Consider the following 16,909-nt stretch of genomic DNA (forward strand, 5'->3'; position numbering starts at 1 on the left):
AGGGAATTGCCGGGCCGCCTCGCGTCAATTGCGTGCTCGGTAGGCGCGAACACGTTCACAGACTTTTCGGCAAGACCAATCCATGACACCCAAGGCCAAATATCTGATTGCCGCGGCACTCATATTCGGTGCCCCGGGCTGCATCGTGCTGGTGGCTCTGGCACAGCTGGACCTCCTGTCGCGCGGCGTCGCGATTATCGGCGCGGGCCTGATTGTCATTGGTGTGGCCGTGGTCGCCTTCCGGCCTTTGGGTCGTCTGCGACGAATCACAAGGCGCATGGATTTGTTGGTCAACCAGCCCGCCGAAACGGAGACCCCGGCCAGGTTGCCGGACGGTTTCGGGCCGGCGGGAGATATGGCCGCCACGTTGTTCCGTCTCGAGCGCAGCTGGGCGCGCGACCGCAAACAACTGAGCGATGGCCTCCGGGCCGCCCAGGATCTTTTCGATGCATTGCCCAACCCCCTCGTCACGCTCGACGCCCAGGCACGGCTGGTCTATGCGAACGCCGCCGCGCGAGCGCTCCTCGAAGGCCGGCATGGCGTCATCGACCTCGCGGGGCGGGATCTTTCCGCCGTCATCCGGCAACCCGGCATTCTCGAGGCCGTCGCCGAGGTCCTGGATGGCATGTCCACACGCACCGTGGAATTCACCTTCACAGACCGGGGTGACCAATCCTTCGAGGCGCGCGTCGAGCCGATCCGCAGCGAATCCACCAGCAATAACGATGCGCGCGCGCTGATTCTGATGCGCGACGTCACGGCGTTGCGCCGCGGCGAACAGATGCGCGCGGACTTCGTGGCCAATGTCAGCCACGAATTGCGTACCCCGCTCACCTCGCTCGTCGGTTTCATAGAAACCCTGCGCGGGCCGGCGAAGGACGACCCCGAGGCTCAGGCGCGCTTTCTCGATCTGATGGAAACCCAATCGACCCGCATGACCCGGATCGTCAACGACCTGCTTTCCCTTTCGCGCATCGAGATGAACGAGCACACGCCGCCGAACGACACCGTGAACCTCAGGCAAACGATCGCGACCGTCACCGATCTTCTGGCCCCGCAATCGCGTGCGCGCGATGTAAAAATCGAACTGGTGCTCGGCGCGCTCACCGAGCCCGTGGTGGGCCAGGCGGACGAACTTACCCAGCTCTTCCAGAACCTGATCGAGAACGCCATCAAATACGGGCGCGCCGGCAGCACGGTGCGGGTGGAAGCGACAGTCCGTAACGACGTCGTCAGCGTGTCGATCGTCGATCAGGGCGACGGCATTTCGCGTGAGCACATCTCGCGCCTCACCGAGCGGTTTTACCGGGTCGATACGGCGCGCTCGCGCGAACTCGGCGGCACTGGACTCGGTCTCGCCATCGTCAAGCACATCGCCAACCGGCATCGCGGCGAACTGACCATTCAGAGCGAACCCGGCGTGGGCAGCACCTTTACCGTGACCCTGCAGATTAGACACGATACCGACGCAACGGTCTGACGCCGCCACCCACGACGCGCCGCGCCTTCAGGACCTCGACGGGCCGGTTATCCGCTGCCGCCGACCGTGTCATGAAACTGAAACACAACTGTCATACACCCATCTTGCAGCGGCCATAAGTTCACGCCTGCGAACGAGATCGGGATGACCCCGCCGGGCGCATGAAACAACTCCAACCACGCACCACCCTCAGGAGAGGCATCCGTGAAAATCAAAACTTTGACCCTCGCAGCCGCGATCACCGTGGGCATGGTCGGCGCCGCCGAAGCCCGCGACCAAATTCGCATCGTCGGCTCATCCACCGTCTTCCCGTTCTCCACGGCGGTCGCCGAGCAGTTCGGTAAATCCTCCAGCTTCAAGACTCCGGTCGTTGAAAGCACGGGTACCGGCGGCGGCATGAAGCTGTTCTGCTCCGGCGTCGGCGAAGGTCACCCCGACATGACCAACGCGTCACGCCGCATGAAGAAGTCCGAGTTCGCGGCCTGCACGACAAACGGCATCGACATCACGGAAGTCAAAGTCGGCTTCGACGGCATCGTGATTGCCAACGCCAAGAGCGGCCCGGACATGAGCCTCTCCCTGGAGCAGGTTTTCCTGGCCCTCGCCGCGGAAATCCCTCAGGACGGCAAGCTGGTCGCAAATCCCCACAAGATGTGGTCCGACATCGACCCGTCGCTTCCGGCCCAGAAAATCGAAGTGCTTGGCCCGCCGCCGACGAGCGGCACGCGCGATGCCTTCGTCGAAATTGCCATGGAAGGCGGTTGCAAGACGCTGGCTGGTGCCGCCGATCTCGGCCTCAAGAAAAAGGCCTGCCACGCCGTGCGTGAAGACGGCGTCTTCATCGAAGCGGGCGAGAACGACAACTTGATCGTCCAGAAGCTCGAAGCCAACCCGGCGGCGTTCGGCATCTTCGGGTTCAGTTTCCTCGACCAGAATGCCGACAAGCTCAAGGGCGCCTCGGTCAACGGCACCGTGCCGGAATTCGAGGAAATTGCCGCCGGCAACTACCCCGTCTCGCGCTCGCTCTTCTTCTATGTGAAGCAGCAGCATGTGGGCGTCATCCCCGGCATCAAGGAGTTCGTCACGGAATTCACCAGTGAGAATGCCTGGGGTCCTGACGGTTACCTGATCGACAAGGGCCTGATTCCGCTTCCCGACACCGACCGGGCCGCGATGGCAAAGCAGGCGCAGGGCCTCCAGCCCCTGTCCATGTAAGCTTCCCAAGCCAGCCCCACCGGCGGCCTTCGGGCGCCGGTGGCCTTTCTTCAAACAGCCCGACAGCCCAGCCACACAGCAGTACGCCGGACCATGAACGCCCTTATTCTCATCGTTGTGCTGCTCGGCCTTAGTGCATTTGCCTATCAATATGGTCGCCGCAAGGCGCTTTCGAGCGTCCGCGGCAGCGCCGAAAACCTCCACTCGCTGCCGTCCTATCACGGTGCTTATGTCGCACTCTGGTGCGGGCTGCCGGCGTTAATTGTCGTCGCACTGTGGCTGATGCTGCAGACCGATTTCGTCGAGCGCATGGTCCTGTCCAGCCTGGCCGACAGCATTTCAGGCATGTCCGAGGGCCAGATAAGCCTTCTCCTCAGCGATATTCGGAACCTCGCGACCGGCGACATCACGAGCCGGACGCCGAGTCCGATGGTCCAGGCGGCCGCCGCGCGCTATGGCGAATTCCAACAACTCGGTTTTACGCTCATGACCGGGGCGGCGATCCTGCTGGCCAGCGGCGGTCTCTTCTTCGGACTCAAGGCCATCCAGCCCGCCCTGCACGCCCGCCCACAGGTCGAGCGGATCGTCCGGGCGCTTCTGCTCATCGCCTCGGTCATCGCCATCCTGACGACCATCGGGATCATTCTTTCCCTGATTTTCGAATCTATCCGCTTCTTCGGGCAGGTCAATCCGCTGGAATTCCTGTTCGGCTTGAGCTGGAGCCCGCAGACGGCCCTGCGCGCCGATCAGGTCGGCGGATCCGGCGCGTTCGGCGCAGTCCCCGTCTTCGCCGGCACATTGTTGATTACCGTCATTGCCATGATCGTGGCCGTACCCATCGGGCTGATGGCGGCCATCTACATGGCCGAATATGCGAGCCCGACCACCCGGTCCCTGGTCAAGCCGGCGCTCGAAATTCTCGCCGGCATCCCCACGGTGGTCTACGGCTTCTTCGCCGCCCTGACCGTCGGGCCGCTGTTTCGCGGCGCGGGCGAATCCATCGGCCTTTCGGTGGCCTCGGAGAGCGCACTTGCCGCAGGTCTGGTGATGGGCGTGATGATCATCCCGTTCGTGTCGTCCCTGTCGGACGACGTGATCAACGCCGTGCCCCAATCCCTGCGCGACGGCTCCTATGCCCTGGGCGCGACACAATCGGAGACCATCCGCCAGGTCATCCTGCCGGCGTCGCTGCATGGCATTGTCGGCGCGGTCCTGCTCGCCGTCAGCCGCGCCATCGGCGAGACGATGATCGTGGTCATGGCCGCCGGCCTGTCCGCCAATCTCACAGCCAACCCGCTCGAAGCCGTCACGACGGTCACGGTCCAGATCGTGACCCTGCTGGTCGGCGACCAGGAGTTCGACAGCGCCAAGACCCTGGCCGCATTCGCCCTGGGACTGGTGCTGTTCCTGGTCACCCTGGCGCTCAATATCGTCGCCCTGCGCGTGGTGCGAAAGTATCGGGAAGAATATGACTGATTTCACCGCCGAACGGCCGATCACCCGGAAGCCCGATTTCTCGGACGCCCATTTGCGCAAACGCTATCGGGCCGAAGCGCGATTCAGGCTGTATGGCATTGCCGCCATCTTTGCCGCGCTGGCCATGCTCACCATCCTTTTGGGTTCGATCGTCTCGGCCGGATCGAGCGCATTCACCCAGACAGAGATCGCGCTGGACGTGAGCCTGGACCCGTCGCTGATCGACCCTGACGGCACTCGTGAGCCCGCCGCACTCGCCAAGGGCAACTACCGCAAGATCGTGCGCGACGCAATGCGCAGCCAGTTCCCCGACGTCTCGGGCCGGCGGAACCTGCGCGCGCTCTACAAGCTTGTCTCCACCGGCTCCGATTTCACACTCCGGAAAATCGTGGAGGCCGACCCCACGTTGATCGGCACGACGCAGACCATCTGGTTCAAATCCTCGGCGGACATCGACCAGCTGAACAAGGGGTCCATTTCACGCGACGTGCCCGAAGGCGACCGCCGGGTAAATGACGCGCAGATCGGCTGGTTCGACACACTCGGCGAAGACAACCGTACCCGGCGATCCTTCAACACCACTTTCTTTACCGCCGGCGACAGCCGCGAGCCCGAACAGGCCGGTGTCTGGGGTGCGGTTGTCGGCACCATGCTCACGCTTTTCGTGACCCTCATTCTTTCCTTCCCGATCGGCGTGATGTCTGCGGTCTATCTCGAAGAGTTCGCGCCGAAAAACCGCTGGACCGACCTGATCGAGGTGAACATCAACAACCTGGCTGCGGTGCCGTCGATCGTCTTCGGTCTGCTCGGTTTGGCCGTGTTCCTGAATTTCTTCGGGCTGCCCCGCTCCGCACCGCTTGTCGGCGGCCTCGTGCTGGCCCTGATGACCCTGCCGACCGTGATCATCGCCGGGCGCGCGGCGTTGCAATCCGTGCCGCCCTCCATCCGCGAAGCCGCGTTGGGTGTCGGCGCATCGCCCCTGCAGACGGTCTCGCACCATGTCCTACCCCTGGCGATGCCGGGCATCCTGACCGGCACGATCATCGGTATGGCCCGTGCGCTGGGTGAGACCGCGCCGTTGCTCATGATCGGCATGGTCGCATTCATCGTCGATATCCCGCGCGGCTTCACCGATGCGGCGACGGTGTTGCCCGTCCAGGTTTTTCTCTGGGCCGATGCCCCCGAGCGCGCCTTTGTCGAACGCACATCGGCCGCGATCATGGTGCTGCTGGCCTTCCTGATTCTGATGAACCTCGCCGCCGTACTTCTGCGGCGGAAATTCGAAAGGCGGTGGTAGTATGACCGAGGCGTTTCATGTTGAAGGCAAACCACAGTCGGGCGAAGAAGGCGTAATTGGAATGAGCGAAGTAATCGAAGCGGGGGCGCCCGAAATCGAACCGACGCCCGCCCCCACAAAGGTGAAGGCGGACAAAGTCGACGTTTTCTATGCGGAGAAACAGGCGCTGTTCGGTGTCTCGCTCGACGTTCTGGAGAACCAGGTCACCGCGCTGATCGGGCCTTCGGGCTGCGGCAAATCCACCTTCCTGCGCTGCATCAACCGTATGAACGACACCATCCCGATCTGCCGCGTGACCGGCGACATCGCGATCGACGATCAGGACATTTACGACCCGGCCATCGATGTCGTGCAGCTGCGCGCCCGGGTGGGCATGGTCTTTCAGAAACCCAATCCGTTTCCGAAATCGATCTACGAGAATGTCGCCTATGGCCCGCGGATCCACGGCATGGCCCAGGGCAAGGCCGACCTCGATGATCTCGTCGAGTCGAGCCTGCAGCGCGCCGGCCTGTGGAACGAGGTCAAGGACCGCCTGGGCGAGCCCGGGACGGGCCTGTCGGGCGGCCAGCAACAGCGCCTGTGTATCGCCCGTGCGATCGCCGTGAACCCCGATGTCATCCTGATGGACGAGCCCTGCTCGGCGCTCGATCCGATCGCCACCGCGCGTATCGAGGAACTGATGGACGAGCTGCGCCAGAACTACACGATCGTGATCGTGACCCATTCAATGCAACAGGCAGCCCGGGTCAGCCAACGCACCGCTTTCTTCCATCTCGGCTATCTCGTCGAGTCTGGTGCCACCGAAATGATCTTCACCAATCCGGCAGACGAACGCACCCAGGACTACATCACGGGGCGGTTCGGCTAGTCCGGCCCCGGCCTTCAAACGGAGCGCATCTGATGAGCACCGACCATATCGTGACGTCCTTCGACGAGGAGCTCAGCCGGCTGAGCGACCTTCTCAGCCGCATGGGCGGTCTCGCCGAATCCCAGCTCGAGAATTCCATCGAGGCCCTGCAAAAACGCGATTCCTCGCTAGCAGAATCGGCCATCGAGAATGATCGCCGGATCGATCAACTCCATGTGGAAGTCGATGAGCTGGCCATTCGGCTCCTGGCCCTGCGCCAGCCCATGGCGACCGATCTGCGCCACATCGTGACCGCGCTGAAGGTCGCGCCCATTGTCGAGCGGATCGGCGACTATTCGAAGAATGTGGCCAAGCGCACCATCGCGCTCAATCAGATGCCGCCGGTCAAACCGCTTTTCACCATCCCGCGCATGGGTCGCCTGGTGCGCGAGATGATCAAGGACGTGCTTGACGCCTTCTCGAACAATGACGTCGCGATGGCGCGCGAGGTCTGGGTCCGGGACAAGGAAGTCGACGATATGTACGACAGCCTGTTCCGCGAACTTCTCACCTACATGATGGAGGATGCGCGCAACATCACGGCATGCACCCACCTGCTGTTCGTGGCACGCAACATCGAGCGGATCGGCGACCTGGCAACGAACATAGCCGAACTGATCCATTACCAGGTCGAAGGCCGCGCGCTCGATGAGGATCGCCCGAAGGCGGACGAGGCGAGCGTGACCGTCGTCGAGCCCAGCTGATCGCCCCCCAAACGTCGCGCCAGGCAAGGAACCCCGTGAACAACCTGCAACCCAGCGTCCTGATTGTCGAAGACGAGCCGCCGCTCGTCGAGCTTCTCTCCTACAATCTGGAGAAGGCCGGTTTCCAGGCACAAATCGCCCGTGACGGCGACGAAGCCATGCTGGCGGTCGAGGAACACAAACCCGACCTGGTGCTGCTCGACTGGATGCTGCCCTATGTGTCGGGCATCGAGATTTGTCGCCGCATCCGGCGCAACCCCGAAACCCGCGACCTGCCGATCATCATTCTCACCGCGCGCGGCGAGGAAGACGACCGCATTCGCGGGCTCGACGCCGGGGCCGACGATTATGTGGTCAAACCCTTCTCGCCGAGCGAGCTGATCGCACGCGTGCGCGCCGTCCTGCGCCGCACCCGGCCGGCCTTCGACAAGGATCAGCTGACCTATGGCGACATCGCCATGGACCTGACGACCCACCGGGTCAGCCGCGCCGATGCGCCGGTTGATCTGGGGCCCACGGAATTCCGGCTGCTGCGGTTCATGATGGAGCATCCCGGCCGCGTCTTCTCGCGCGAGCAGTTGCTCGATTCGGTCTGGGGCCACGACGCCTATATCGAGCCGCGCACGGTCGATGTGCATATCCGGCGACTGCGCAAGGCGATGAACCTGCCCGGCACGGATGACCTGATCCGGACGGTGCGGTCCGCGGGCTACGCCCTCGATCTCAAGAACGAATACGCCTAGACAAGAATCTCTTCCGCATCGGTGAGCGGCAGGGCCAGCGCGTCGGCGACGGCACGATGGGTCACCGCCCCACTTGCCACGCTCAGGCCGCCGCGAAGTCCCGCATCGTCGCGCAGCGCCCGGGAGAACCCCTTGTCCGCCAGCGCCAGCACATAGGGCAGGGTCGCGTTGTTCAACGCCGCCGTCGACGAACGCGCCACCGCGGCGGGCATATTCGTCACGCAGTAATGCACCACCTCATCCACGATATAGGTCGGCGCGTCATGGGTGGTGGGCCGCGAGGTCTCGAAACAACCGCCCTGGTCGATCGCGATATCGACGACGACCGCGCCCCGGCGCATACCCCGCACCGTGTCGGCCGTCAGCAGCTTCGGCGCCGCGGCTCCCGGCACCAGGACCGCACCGATCACCAGGTCGGCATTCAGCGCGAAGCGCTCGACCGCATCGACCGTCGAATAGATCGTGTTGAGGGTGGGGCCGAACTGCATGTCGAGTTCGCGCAACCGGTCGAGGGACCGGTCGAGCACCGTCACCTTCGCCTCCATGCCCATCGCCATGCGCACCGCGTTGGTGCCCGATACGCCGCCGCCGATGACCAGCACATCGGCTGCCTCGACACCGGGTACACCGCCCATCAAGACCCCACGTCCGCCCGCTTCCTTTTCGAGATAATGCGCGCCGACCTGGATCGACATGCGGCCGGCCACCTCGCTCATCGGCGCCAGCAGCGGCAGCCCGCCATGCCGGTCTGTCACCGTTTCATAGGCGATGGCCACCGCGCCCGCGTCGATCAGGGCCTGGGTTACGTCTCGCTCGGCGGCGAGGTGCAGGTAGGTGAACAGGATCTGGCCCTCACGCAGCAGGCCGAATTCCTCATGCTGGGGTTCCTTCACCTTGACGATCATCTCCGCCGCGCCGAACACCGCGGCCGCGTCCGGCGCGATCTGCGCCCCCGCCGCCATATAGTCTTCGTCGGCGAAGTTCGCACCCAGCCCCGCTGCGGACTCAACCATCACCTGATGCCCGTGATGCACCAGGTCACGCACCGACGCCGGCGTCAGGCCCACCCGGTACTCACGATTCTTGATTTCACGCGGCACGCCGATCAGCATCTCGCCACCCCATCACGTCTGTTTTCGGTTCGGTCGTAATTTCGACTCATGTCCCGCAGTATATTTGGGGTGTCGTATCAACACCCCAGTAAAGATCGCTTGAGCCATGCGCCAATTCCGCCCCTCCCCGTGCCGCAGATTCGCCGCCGCGCTCTTCTTGCTGACCGGGACGCTCGCCGCAAACGGCCATGCCGCCGCCGCGCCCGAAAGCGCCATCGCCATGCTGGGTACGACGAAATATGCCGCCGATTTCGCCCATTTCGACTATGTGAACCCGGACGCGCCCAGGGGTGGCAGCTTGCGTCTGCATGCCATCGGCAGCTTCGATTCCCTCAACCCCTACATCATTCGCGGCAAACCGGCGGCCGGCCTGCATCACGGTTTCGGAATATATTTCGAGACCCTGGCGAAACGCAGCCGCGACGAACCCTTCTCCCTCTACGGACTTCTCGCCGAGACCATCGAGACACCGCCCGACCGCGCCTGGGTGGAGTTTACGCTGCGCGCAGAAGCGCGCTTCTCCGACGGCGCCCCGGTCACGGTCGACGATGTCATCTTCAGCTGGGAGACCCTCAAGGCCAAGGGCAGCCCGAATGCGCGGGCGACCTGGGCGCGCGTGGTCACGGCCGCGGAAACCGGCCCCCGGCGCGTCCGCTTCACCTTCGTCGACAACTCCGACCGGGAGTTGCCGTTGCTCATCGCCGGCTTCATGCCGATCCTGTCGAAGAACTGGTGGGCGGGCCGCACCTTCGACGCGACCACATTGGAGCCGCCCCTGGCGAGCGGGCCCTACACGATTGCCGCCGTCGATCCGGGCCGGGGTCTGTCGTTCCGGCGCAACCCTAACTACTGGGGTGCGGAACTGGCGGTAAACCGGGGGCAGTATAATTTCGACGATATCCGGTTCGATTATTTCCGTGATGCCGCCATTGCGCTCGAGGCCTTCAAGGCCGGCAACTATGATTTCCGCTTCGAGGGCGACGCCGCGCGCTGGGCCACCCAGTATGACATTCCCGCCGCGCAGACCGGCGCGGTCGAACTGGACGTGCTGCACACCGGCACCCCGTCGGGGCTGAGTGCGCTGGCGTTCAACCTGCGGCGCGACAAGTTCGCCGACATCCGGGTGCGCGAGGCGCTGACCCTGGCCTTCGATTTCGAGTGGCTCAACAAGACGCTGCTTCATGACGGCTATACCCGCACCCGGAGCATGTTTTCCGGGTCCGACATGGCGCCGACCGCCCCGCCCCGGGGGCCGGAGCTGGCGTTGCTCGAACCCTGGCGGGGCAAGGTCCCCGATACGGTGTTCGGACCACCCTACGTGCCGCCGGTCACCGACGGTTCGGGCCGCCCCCGGGCGAACCTGAAACGCGCGGCCGAGCTTCTCGCGGCGGCCGGATGGCGAATAGAAAACGACACCCGCGTCGACGGCGACGGCAACCCCTTCCGGATCGAAATCACCATCCGCCGGCCATCCAACGAGCGCATCGCGCTCGCCTATGGGCGCAACCTGAAGCGCCTCGGAATCGCGACATCCGTCCGGCTGGTCGAATCCGCTCAGTTCCAGGGACTGATCGATTCCTATGATTTCGACATGGTCTTCGGCTTCTGGGGCGTGACCCTGTCGCCGGGCAACGAGCAGCAAAACTACTGGAGCGCGCAAACGGCCCGACAACCCGGCGGGCGCAACTGGGCCGGCGTTTCGGACCCGGCCGTCGACGCCATGATCGCGGCCCTGGGTGCGGCGCGCGACCGGGCAGAACTGGTCGCCGCGGCGCGCGCGCTTGATCGGATCCTGATGTGGAATCACTATGTGATGCCGCTCTATCACGATGCGGGCCAGCGCATCGCCTACTGGACGCGTATCCGGCGCCCGGCGACGGTACCCGTCTACGGGCTCAGGCTGGAAACGCTCTGGTTCGAACCCGGCGCGCGAAACTAGGCGGCCGCTACAGCCAGAGTGCGACCAGTGCCATGACCGCGAGACCCGCCGTCAGCGCCCCGAGCTTGGCCCCGCTCCGGTCATTCTCCCGGAACTCCGGCCCGATAATCTCCAGGGTCGCCACATAGACGAATGTCGCCGCCGCGAAAGCATCGAACAGCGCCTCGCTGACCCTGGCCGCATCCCCGTCGAGGATTTCCTGCAAACCGGTCCCGAGTAAAATCCCCAGCGGCGTCATCAACGCGAACACGACGAGAAGGCCCCAGACCGAACGCGCGGACGCTGAATCCCCGGCGGGCGTCCGCAGCAAGCCCGACGTCAGCGCGAAGGCCGCGCTTCCCTTGTGGGCCACGACCGCCAGCAACAATATGATCGAGTTCGCCGCCGAATCCTCCGCGCCCAACGCAGCGCCCGCGAGAATCGAATGAAACGACAGGACGACGAGCAGGATCATCGCCGAGGTGCCGCCCGCGTCGGACATTTTGCCATGCGTTCGCGCCTGCAGCCGGTGGCCCAGCCGGTCCACGGCAAGCACCGCGATCAGGCCCAGGGCGGCGATGCCGAACGGGGCCGGATAGTCGAGTTCGGGATAAAGGCGCGCAAACAGGTCGACCGAGTCCGGCAATACATGGATCAGACCGGCACCCAGAAAAACACCCGCGCCGAACAATGATCCCAGCGCGAAAAGCCGGTCGGCATGGCGGGATTGCTTGGTCCGCACGGCCGCAAAACTGCCGAGGAGCGCGGTCAACAGGATGACCAGAATGGCGACCGCCTTGATCGCGAGCAGGCTCATGTCCGAAAGATCCTCGTTCTTTGCCCCGCCACCCTATCCGGCGAGGCGCGCCGTCACCAGTTCCGCGAGACTGACCCGCGGTCGCGGCCCGACATGATCGATCACCTCCGCCGCCGTGATCGCGCCAATCCGCGCGCAAGTGGCCAGATCGCGCCCCTGAGTCAGGCCGAACAGGAAGCCCGCGGCAAACTGATCCCCGGCACCCGTCGTATCGACAACCTGCGCCACCGGCACGGCATCGACCACATGCACCTCGTCACCCGACACGACCACGACACCCTTCTCCGACCGCGTCAGCGCGGCAATGCGGCAGTCTTCCCGGACATGCTGGAGTGCATCGTCGAAGCTTCCGACCTGATAGAGCGACATGATCTCGTCTTCATTCGCGAACAGGACATCGACATGGTCTCGTATGAAGCCGCGAAATGAATCCCGATGCCGGTCGACACAAAACGGATCCGACAGGCTGAGCGCGACCAGCCGCTCGTTCGCGGCGGCGAGCGCGGCAGCCTTCAGGAAAGCCGCCTTGGCCTCGTCCCGGTCCCAGAGATAGCCCTCCAGATAGGTCACCTGGGCGCGCGCAATCATGTCACCGTCGATATCATCAGGATCCAGGTTGACGCTCGCGCCGAGAAACGTGTTCATGGTGCGCTGGGCATCCGGCGTGATCAGGATCAGGCAACGCGCGGTCGGCGGGCCGTCGGTCGCCGCCGGGGTATTGAACTCCGCGCCCACCGCGCGGATGTCATGGGCGAAGATATCCCCGAGCTGGTCATCGCGAACCTTGCCGATAAACGCGCAGTCCGCCCCCAAAGAAGCGAGTCCGGCCGCCGTGTTGCCGGCGGATCCGCCCGAGGTCTCGATCCCCTCCGGCATCGCCGCATACAGTGCCTCGGCCTGACCGGCATCTATAAGGGCCATGGTGCCTTTTACCATGCCGTGCGCCTCGATCACGGCATCGTCGGCCTGGGCCAGTACATCGACAATCGCGTTGCCGACGCAGACAACATCAAGCGCGCCTTCGGCGGGATGGGATTCGGTCATGGGAACTCCTGGCCAGACTTGGCGGCGGGATAGATCTGGGATGAAGCGCGCGAGTATAGCGACGCCAGAGGCTCACGCAATCCGCCGGCGCGGTGGATTTGGCGCTTTTCGAATGGTGTTCACGAACCCGAGACGTTATGACAAAGCACCATGATTTCAGCATTCTTCAAGGCACTCGGCGACTTCAGCGACCCGCGCATGCGCGCGGTTCTCTGGCAGTCGATCGGCCTCAGCATCATCACCGCCATGCTCCTGTGGGGCGGCCTGTCCTGGCTCCTGTCGAGCACCCAGTTGATCGGCAACGTACCGTTCGTCGGCGGCTGGCTCGAGACCGCCGTGGACTGGCTTGGCTCCATCGCCGTCTTCGTCCTCGTTATTCTGCTGCTGCCCGCATTCCTGGGTATCTACGCAAGTCTTTACATCGAGACCATCTGCCGGGCCGTCGAGGCCCGCCACTATCCGCATCTCGCACCGCCCCGCAATCAGTCGATCGTGGAGGCGGTGATCATCGGCCTCAAATTCGGCGGGCTGCTGATCGTCTTCAATCTGCTGCTGCTGGTGTTGATCTTCTTCCCGCCGATCTACTTCATTGCCGGCTGGGCGGTGAACGGCCACCTGCTCGGCCGCGAGTATCTGGAAATGGTCGGGTTCCGTCGCATGGACCCCACACAACTGCGCGACTACCGGCTCAGAAAGCGCACCCCGATCTTCATGTCCGGCCTGATGTTGGCGGTGGTCGTCTCGATCCCGGTCGTGAACTTGATACTGCCTTTGTTCGGAACGGCCATGATGTTGCACGTTTTCGAAGCAACCCGAGACCATGATTCTGTTAATATCGTTGTATAACAGCGCATTAAACAACATTGTGGACATTTTAATATAAATGCGCTATCCAAGCAATTGAGAGTCGCAATAATCTCGGGTGTGGGCTTCGAATCCCAGACCCGTTTGACGATTCTGGGGTCCAAACAGGGGGCAACCATGAGCGCAGATGCCGAAGACACCGGCGAGGATGCAGGCAAGAACAAGGCCGGTAACACCGAACCGCGACCGGAACTCGATCTGAGTTTCCTCGACCGCCAACCGGCGCGGGCAACCGATATTCCCAATTTCGGGGACCATCTCGAGCGGACAGACGACAACGAGCCCCGCCGCGTATCGGAGACCAAAACCCTGACGGTCGGGCGCGACATTTCGCTCAAGGGCGACATCACCGAATGTGATTCCTTGATCGTCGAAGGACGGATCGAAGCAAAACTCGATAGCGCCCGCGCGCTGGAAGTCTCCCGCGGCGGCCGGTTCGACGGCAGTGCCAAGGTCGAGACCGCGATCATTAGCGGGCGGTTCGACGGCGACCTCGACGTGGCGCGCGCGCTGCGCATCACCGCGTCGGGAAAAGTGACCGGCACGGTGTCCTACGGGCGCCTCGAGATCGAAAACGGAGGAGAAGTCGATGGCGATGTTTCGATACATCGCTAGGCTCGCCGGCAGCACAAGCAGCACGCAGACCACGGACGGACCGTCCCGTGTGGCCGTTCTGTCCGCGGCCGGCATCACATTCCTGGTAACGATTTTCGTCTTCTCGGCCTGAGTTCATGGTTTTTCGCGGCGCATTCATGCTGGCGGCCATGCTTGCGCTCACCGCTTGCGCCGACGCATTCGCACCTGCGCCTGCAGAGCGACAAACCACAACCGCGCCGCCACCCGCCCGCACGGCACCCGGGGCTACCGGGGTCGCACCGGCGCGTCAGGCACCATCGGCACCGGCACCCCGGATATCGGATTTGATCGGGCTTGCGACCGCGCAGATCGATGCGCGGATCGGGACCCCCGAACTGATCCGGCGCGAAGGCGATGGCGAGGTCCGGATTTACCACAACGCGGCCTGTATCCTGCATGTCTTCGCCTACCCGCGCCGCGCCGGCAGCGCGGACCGCCAGGCAACCCATATCGAGGCGCGCACACCCGACGGCCAGATCGTCGGCGACGAAGCCGACGACTGTCTGGCGCGCTTCACGAAAAGCGGATGAAACCGGCCGGATACGCGGCCGCCTGAAGGCGCCGAACTCTAGGCGGTGACCTTCGCCTTGTAGCGGCACAGATCCTCAACCGCACACGACATACAGTCGGGCTTGCGCGCCTTGCACACATAGCGGCCGTGCAGGATCAGCCAGTGGTGGGCGTGACGCAGATAGTGTTCCGGCACCCGCTTCATCAACCCATCCTCAACCTTGCGGACATCCTTGCCCGGCGCCAGGCCCGTGCGGTTCGACAGCCGGAAGATATGCGTATCCACGGCCATTGTCGGCTCGCCGAAGGCCGTGTTGAGGACAACATTCGCCGTCTTCCGGCCCACACCCGGCAGCGCCTCCAGCGCTGCCCGGTCCGCCGGGACCTCGCCATCATGCTCGGCCAGCAACCGTTCGCTCAGCGCGATCACGTTCTTCGCCTTGTTCCGGAACAGGCCGATCGTGCGGATGTGGCCGATCAGCGCGTCTTCGCCCAGCGCCACCATTTTCGCCGGCGTATCGACGGTTTTGAACAATTCGGCCGTCGCCTTGTTCACCCCGACATCCGTCGCCTGGGCCGACATCACGACGGCAACCAGCAGGGTGTACACATTGGTGTATTCAAGCTCGGTGGTCGGATGAGGATTCGCGGCCGACAGGCGGGCGAAAAACTCCTCGATCTCGTCTTTGGTCATGCGGGCCATAAAATCTCATCGTCGATCATGCAAGGCATGATGGGAAATTACCCTGTTTCCGGTCGCGGGGCAGCCACAGAACGCGGAACAATAACCAGGCCGATCACAAAGCGGCGACTGCGACAAAGCGTATCTTTTCGTGTCCCTTCCCGCAGCCTAGACTTCGGCCATGGATCATGTCCGTTCGGAGCCGATCTTCGATGCCGTGCTCACCCCGCACCGCAGCCTGAGCCCCCAGGGGGTCCGGTATCTGCTGTTCGGGCTGGCCGGGATGCTGAGCCTGGTCGGCCTGTTCTTCGCCGCCCAGGGTGCCTGGCCGGTGCTGCCCTTCTTCGGCTGTGAAATTCTGCTGTTCGCGTGGGCCTTTCGCGCCAATGCACGCGACGGACGGCGGTTCGAGCATCTGTGCCTCACCCCCGAGGCCATGACGGTCGCCCGCGTGCGCCCGTCGGGACAGGCGCATGAGCATAAATTCGCACCGCCCCACTGGTTGTCCGTGGAACTTTCACCGCGCCCCGGGGGTGACAATGAATTACGGCTCGCGAGCCATGGGCGGTCACTGTCGGTCGGGGGCTTCCTGACGCCCGAAGAACGTGGCGATCTGGCGAATGCACTGCGCGACGCCCTCGGAAAACTGCGCGCGTCCCGGAACGCCTAGCCGCCGCCCAGCCCCAGTACATCCATCATCGAGTAGAGACCCGGCTTCTGCCCACCGGTCCAGTTCGCCGCGCGGACGGCACCACGCGCGAAAATCCCCCGGTCGGTCGCCCGGTGGGTCAGCTCGATGCGCTCCCCCGCGGCCGCGAACACGACGCTGTGCTCGCCCACGACATCACCGCCGCGCAAGGTGGCGAAACCGATATTCCCGCGCTGGCGCTCCCCGGTGATGCCCTCGCGCGAAAGCACTTTCTCCGTGTCGAAATCGACGCCGCGTCCGCGCGCCGCCGCCTCGCCGAGGCTCAACGCCGTGCCGGACGGGGCATCGACCTTGTGCTTGTGATGCATCTCGACGATCTCGATGTCGAAGTCAGGATCGAGCGCACGTGCCACCTGCTCGGTGATCGCGAACAGGAGGTTAACCCCGCTCGACATGTTCGATGCCCAGACGACCGGAACCTTTGCGGCCGCCGCGTCGAGCGCGGCGCGATGCGCTGCCTCCAGGCCGGTCGTACCGGCGATCAACGCACAGCCCGCCTCGGCTGACATGGCGGCATGGGCGGCGGTCGCCGCGGGGACCGTGAAATCAATCACGGCATCGACACTGGCAAAAACGGCCGCCGCGTCATCGGTGATCGCGACACCGCTCTCGCCGACACCCGCCAGCAGGCCCGGGTCGGCCCCGAGATGCGTCGAGCCGGCCACTTCGCTCGCGCCGGCGAGCACGCAGCCGTCGGTTTCCGCCACGACGCGCACGAGCATCTGGCCCATGCGCCCGCCGGCGCCGACAATGCCAATTTTCCGTTGATCGACCATCTTCATCCACCCTCAACCG

General features: G+C 64.1%; 18 protein-coding genes. 13 read left to right on the plus strand and 5 right to left on the minus strand.

The genetic code is table 11. The features are described from left to right. The first annotated feature begins 82 nt into the window (after positions 1–82). The 7 genes from phoR to phoB all read left to right on the plus strand — a co-directional run bounded on the left by phoR (position 83) and on the right by phoB (position 7,822). Positions 83–1,480 (plus strand): phosphate regulon sensor histidine kinase PhoR, encoded by a 1,398-nt coding sequence (gene phoR / locus ABJ363_03340; GenBank protein MEP4378010.1) that lies wholly within the window; start codon positions 83–85, stop codon positions 1,478–1,480. A gap of 249 nt (positions 1,481–1,729) precedes the next feature. Beyond that, entirely contained in the window at positions 1,730–2,695 is a 966-nt protein-coding gene (locus tag ABJ363_03345; GenBank protein MEP4378011.1) for a PstS family phosphate ABC transporter substrate-binding protein, read from the plus strand. 93 nt (positions 2,696–2,788) lie between these two features. Then, entirely contained in the window at positions 2,789–4,171 is a 1,383-nt protein-coding gene (gene pstC / locus ABJ363_03350; protein MEP4378012.1) for a phosphate ABC transporter permease subunit PstC, read from the plus strand. Next, complete coding sequence (pstA, locus tag ABJ363_03355) at positions 4,164–5,468, plus strand: phosphate ABC transporter permease PstA (GenBank protein ID MEP4378013.1); 1,305 nt, start codon at positions 4,164–4,166, stop codon at positions 5,466–5,468. The genes pstC and pstA overlap by 8 nt, the downstream gene beginning before the upstream one ends. Positions 5,469–5,529: 61 nt before the next feature. Then, positions 5,530–6,336: a phosphate ABC transporter ATP-binding protein PstB gene (gene pstB / locus ABJ363_03360; protein MEP4378014.1), complete on the plus strand. Its 807-nt coding sequence runs from the start codon at positions 5,530–5,532 to the stop codon at positions 6,334–6,336. Positions 6,337–6,368: 32 nt separating this feature from the next. Further along, positions 6,369–7,079 carry a phosphate signaling complex protein PhoU gene (phoU, locus tag ABJ363_03365; protein ID MEP4378015.1) on the plus strand — a complete coding sequence of 237 codons (711 nt, stop codon included), beginning with the start codon at positions 6,369–6,371 and terminating at the stop codon, positions 7,077–7,079. A 35-nt stretch (positions 7,080–7,114) separates the two neighbouring features. Further along, on the plus strand, positions 7,115–7,822 hold the full coding sequence (gene phoB, locus ABJ363_03370) for a phosphate regulon transcriptional regulator PhoB (protein ID MEP4378016.1): 708 nt from the start codon (positions 7,115–7,117) through the stop codon (positions 7,820–7,822). Here the strand turns inward: phoB and ald are convergent. Further along, the gene (gene ald / locus ABJ363_03375; GenBank protein MEP4378017.1) at positions 7,819–8,934 is read right to left on the minus strand and encodes an alanine dehydrogenase; all 1,116 of its coding nucleotides are present in this window, start codon (positions 8,932–8,934) and stop codon (positions 7,819–7,821) included. The genes phoB and ald overlap by 4 nt on opposite strands. Positions 8,935–9,040: 106 nt before the next feature. Here ald and ABJ363_03380 point away from each other — a divergent pair, with 106 nt between their 5' ends. Continuing rightward, positions 9,041–10,873, plus strand: coding sequence for an extracellular solute-binding protein (locus ABJ363_03380; protein MEP4378018.1), 1,833 nt, complete (start codon positions 9,041–9,043; stop codon positions 10,871–10,873). A gap of 7 nt (positions 10,874–10,880) precedes the next feature. On the opposite strand, the gene ABJ363_03385 is transcribed toward ABJ363_03380, so the two are convergent. Further along, a complete protein-coding gene (locus ABJ363_03385) occupies positions 10,881–11,669 on the minus strand; it encodes a ZIP family metal transporter (GenBank protein ID MEP4378019.1) in 789 nt (262 codons plus the stop codon). Positions 11,670–11,702: 33 nt separating this feature from the next. After that, entirely contained in the window at positions 11,703–12,713 is a 1,011-nt protein-coding gene (locus ABJ363_03390; protein ID MEP4378020.1) for an adenosine kinase, read from the minus strand. A gap of 150 nt (positions 12,714–12,863) precedes the next feature. On the opposite strand from ABJ363_03390, the gene ABJ363_03395 reads away from it, so the two are divergent. The 4 genes from ABJ363_03395 to ABJ363_03410 all read left to right on the plus strand — a co-directional run bounded on the left by ABJ363_03395 (position 12,864) and on the right by ABJ363_03410 (position 14,743). Beyond that, positions 12,864–13,559, plus strand: coding sequence for an EI24 domain-containing protein (locus ABJ363_03395; protein ID MEP4378021.1), 696 nt, complete (start codon positions 12,864–12,866; stop codon positions 13,557–13,559). A 135-nt stretch (positions 13,560–13,694) separates the two neighbouring features. Continuing rightward, entirely contained in the window at positions 13,695–14,192 is a 498-nt protein-coding gene (locus ABJ363_03400) for a polymer-forming cytoskeletal protein (protein MEP4378022.1), read from the plus strand. Further along, the gene (locus tag ABJ363_03405; GenBank protein MEP4378023.1) at positions 14,167–14,304 is read left to right on the plus strand and encodes a hypothetical protein; all 138 of its coding nucleotides are present in this window, start codon (positions 14,167–14,169) and stop codon (positions 14,302–14,304) included. The genes ABJ363_03400 and ABJ363_03405 overlap by 26 nt, the downstream gene beginning before the upstream one ends. 4 nt (positions 14,305–14,308) lie before the next feature. After that, positions 14,309–14,743 carry a hypothetical protein gene (locus tag ABJ363_03410; GenBank protein MEP4378024.1) on the plus strand — a complete coding sequence of 145 codons (435 nt, stop codon included), beginning with the start codon at positions 14,309–14,311 and terminating at the stop codon, positions 14,741–14,743. Positions 14,744–14,781: 38 nt separating this feature from the next. On the opposite strand, the gene nth is transcribed toward ABJ363_03410, so the two are convergent. Beyond that, the gene (gene nth, locus ABJ363_03415) at positions 14,782–15,417 is read right to left on the minus strand and encodes an endonuclease III (GenBank protein MEP4378025.1); all 636 of its coding nucleotides are present in this window, start codon (positions 15,415–15,417) and stop codon (positions 14,782–14,784) included. Positions 15,418–15,586: 169 nt separating this feature from the next. Between nth and ABJ363_03420 the strand changes: the two genes are divergently transcribed. Then, positions 15,587–16,075 (plus strand): DUF2244 domain-containing protein, encoded by a 489-nt coding sequence (locus ABJ363_03420; protein ID MEP4378026.1) that lies wholly within the window; start codon positions 15,587–15,589, stop codon positions 16,073–16,075. On the opposite strand, the gene dapB is transcribed toward ABJ363_03420, so the two are convergent. After that, positions 16,072–16,890, minus strand: coding sequence for a 4-hydroxy-tetrahydrodipicolinate reductase (gene dapB, locus ABJ363_03425; GenBank protein ID MEP4378027.1), 819 nt, complete (start codon positions 16,888–16,890; stop codon positions 16,072–16,074). The genes ABJ363_03420 and dapB overlap by 4 nt on opposite strands. Positions 16,891–16,909 lie beyond the last annotated feature (19 nt).

The sequence above is a fragment of the Alphaproteobacteria bacterium genome, from assembly GCA_039980135.1.
In the GTDB taxonomy this organism is placed as follows: Bacteria; Pseudomonadota; Alphaproteobacteria; order UBA6615; family UBA6615; genus UBA8079.

Bases quoted from the DNA above. Each gene is read 5' to 3' on its own strand.
- phoR (MEP4378010.1), top strand. From the start codon at position 83: ATGACACCCAAGGCCAAATATCTGATTGCCGCGGCACTCATATTCGGT.
- ABJ363_03345 (MEP4378011.1), top strand. From the start codon at position 1,730: ATGGTCGGCGCCGCCGAAGCCCGCGACCAAATTCGCATCGTCGGCTCA.
- pstC (MEP4378012.1), top strand. From the start codon at position 2,789: ATGAACGCCCTTATTCTCATCGTTGTGCTGCTCGGCCTTAGTGCATTT.
- pstA (MEP4378013.1), top strand. From the start codon at position 4,164: ATGACTGATTTCACCGCCGAACGGCCGATCACCCGGAAGCCCGATTTC.
- pstB (MEP4378014.1), top strand. From the start codon at position 5,530: ATGAGCGAAGTAATCGAAGCGGGGGCGCCCGAAATCGAACCGACGCCC.
- phoU (MEP4378015.1), top strand. From the start codon at position 6,369: ATGAGCACCGACCATATCGTGACGTCCTTCGACGAGGAGCTCAGCCGG.
- ald (MEP4378017.1), bottom strand. From the start codon at position 8,934: ATGCTGATCGGCGTGCCGCGTGAAATCAAGAATCGTGAGTACCGGGTG.
- ABJ363_03380 (MEP4378018.1), top strand. From the start codon at position 9,041: ATGCGCCAATTCCGCCCCTCCCCGTGCCGCAGATTCGCCGCCGCGCTC.
- ABJ363_03385 (MEP4378019.1), bottom strand. From the start codon at position 11,669: ATGAGCCTGCTCGCGATCAAGGCGGTCGCCATTCTGGTCATCCTGTTG.
- ABJ363_03390 (MEP4378020.1), bottom strand. From the start codon at position 12,713: ATGACCGAATCCCATCCCGCCGAAGGCGCGCTTGATGTTGTCTGCGTC.
- ABJ363_03395 (MEP4378021.1), top strand. From the start codon at position 12,864: ATGATTTCAGCATTCTTCAAGGCACTCGGCGACTTCAGCGACCCGCGC.
- ABJ363_03400 (MEP4378022.1), top strand. From the start codon at position 13,695: ATGAGCGCAGATGCCGAAGACACCGGCGAGGATGCAGGCAAGAACAAG.
- ABJ363_03405 (MEP4378023.1), top strand. From the start codon at position 14,167: ATGGCGATGTTTCGATACATCGCTAGGCTCGCCGGCAGCACAAGCAGC.
- ABJ363_03410 (MEP4378024.1), top strand. From the start codon at position 14,309: ATGGTTTTTCGCGGCGCATTCATGCTGGCGGCCATGCTTGCGCTCACC.
- nth (MEP4378025.1), bottom strand. From the start codon at position 15,417: ATGACCAAAGACGAGATCGAGGAGTTTTTCGCCCGCCTGTCGGCCGCG.
- ABJ363_03420 (MEP4378026.1), top strand. From the start codon at position 15,587: ATGGATCATGTCCGTTCGGAGCCGATCTTCGATGCCGTGCTCACCCCG.
- dapB (MEP4378027.1), bottom strand. From the start codon at position 16,890: ATGGTCGATCAACGGAAAATTGGCATTGTCGGCGCCGGCGGGCGCATG.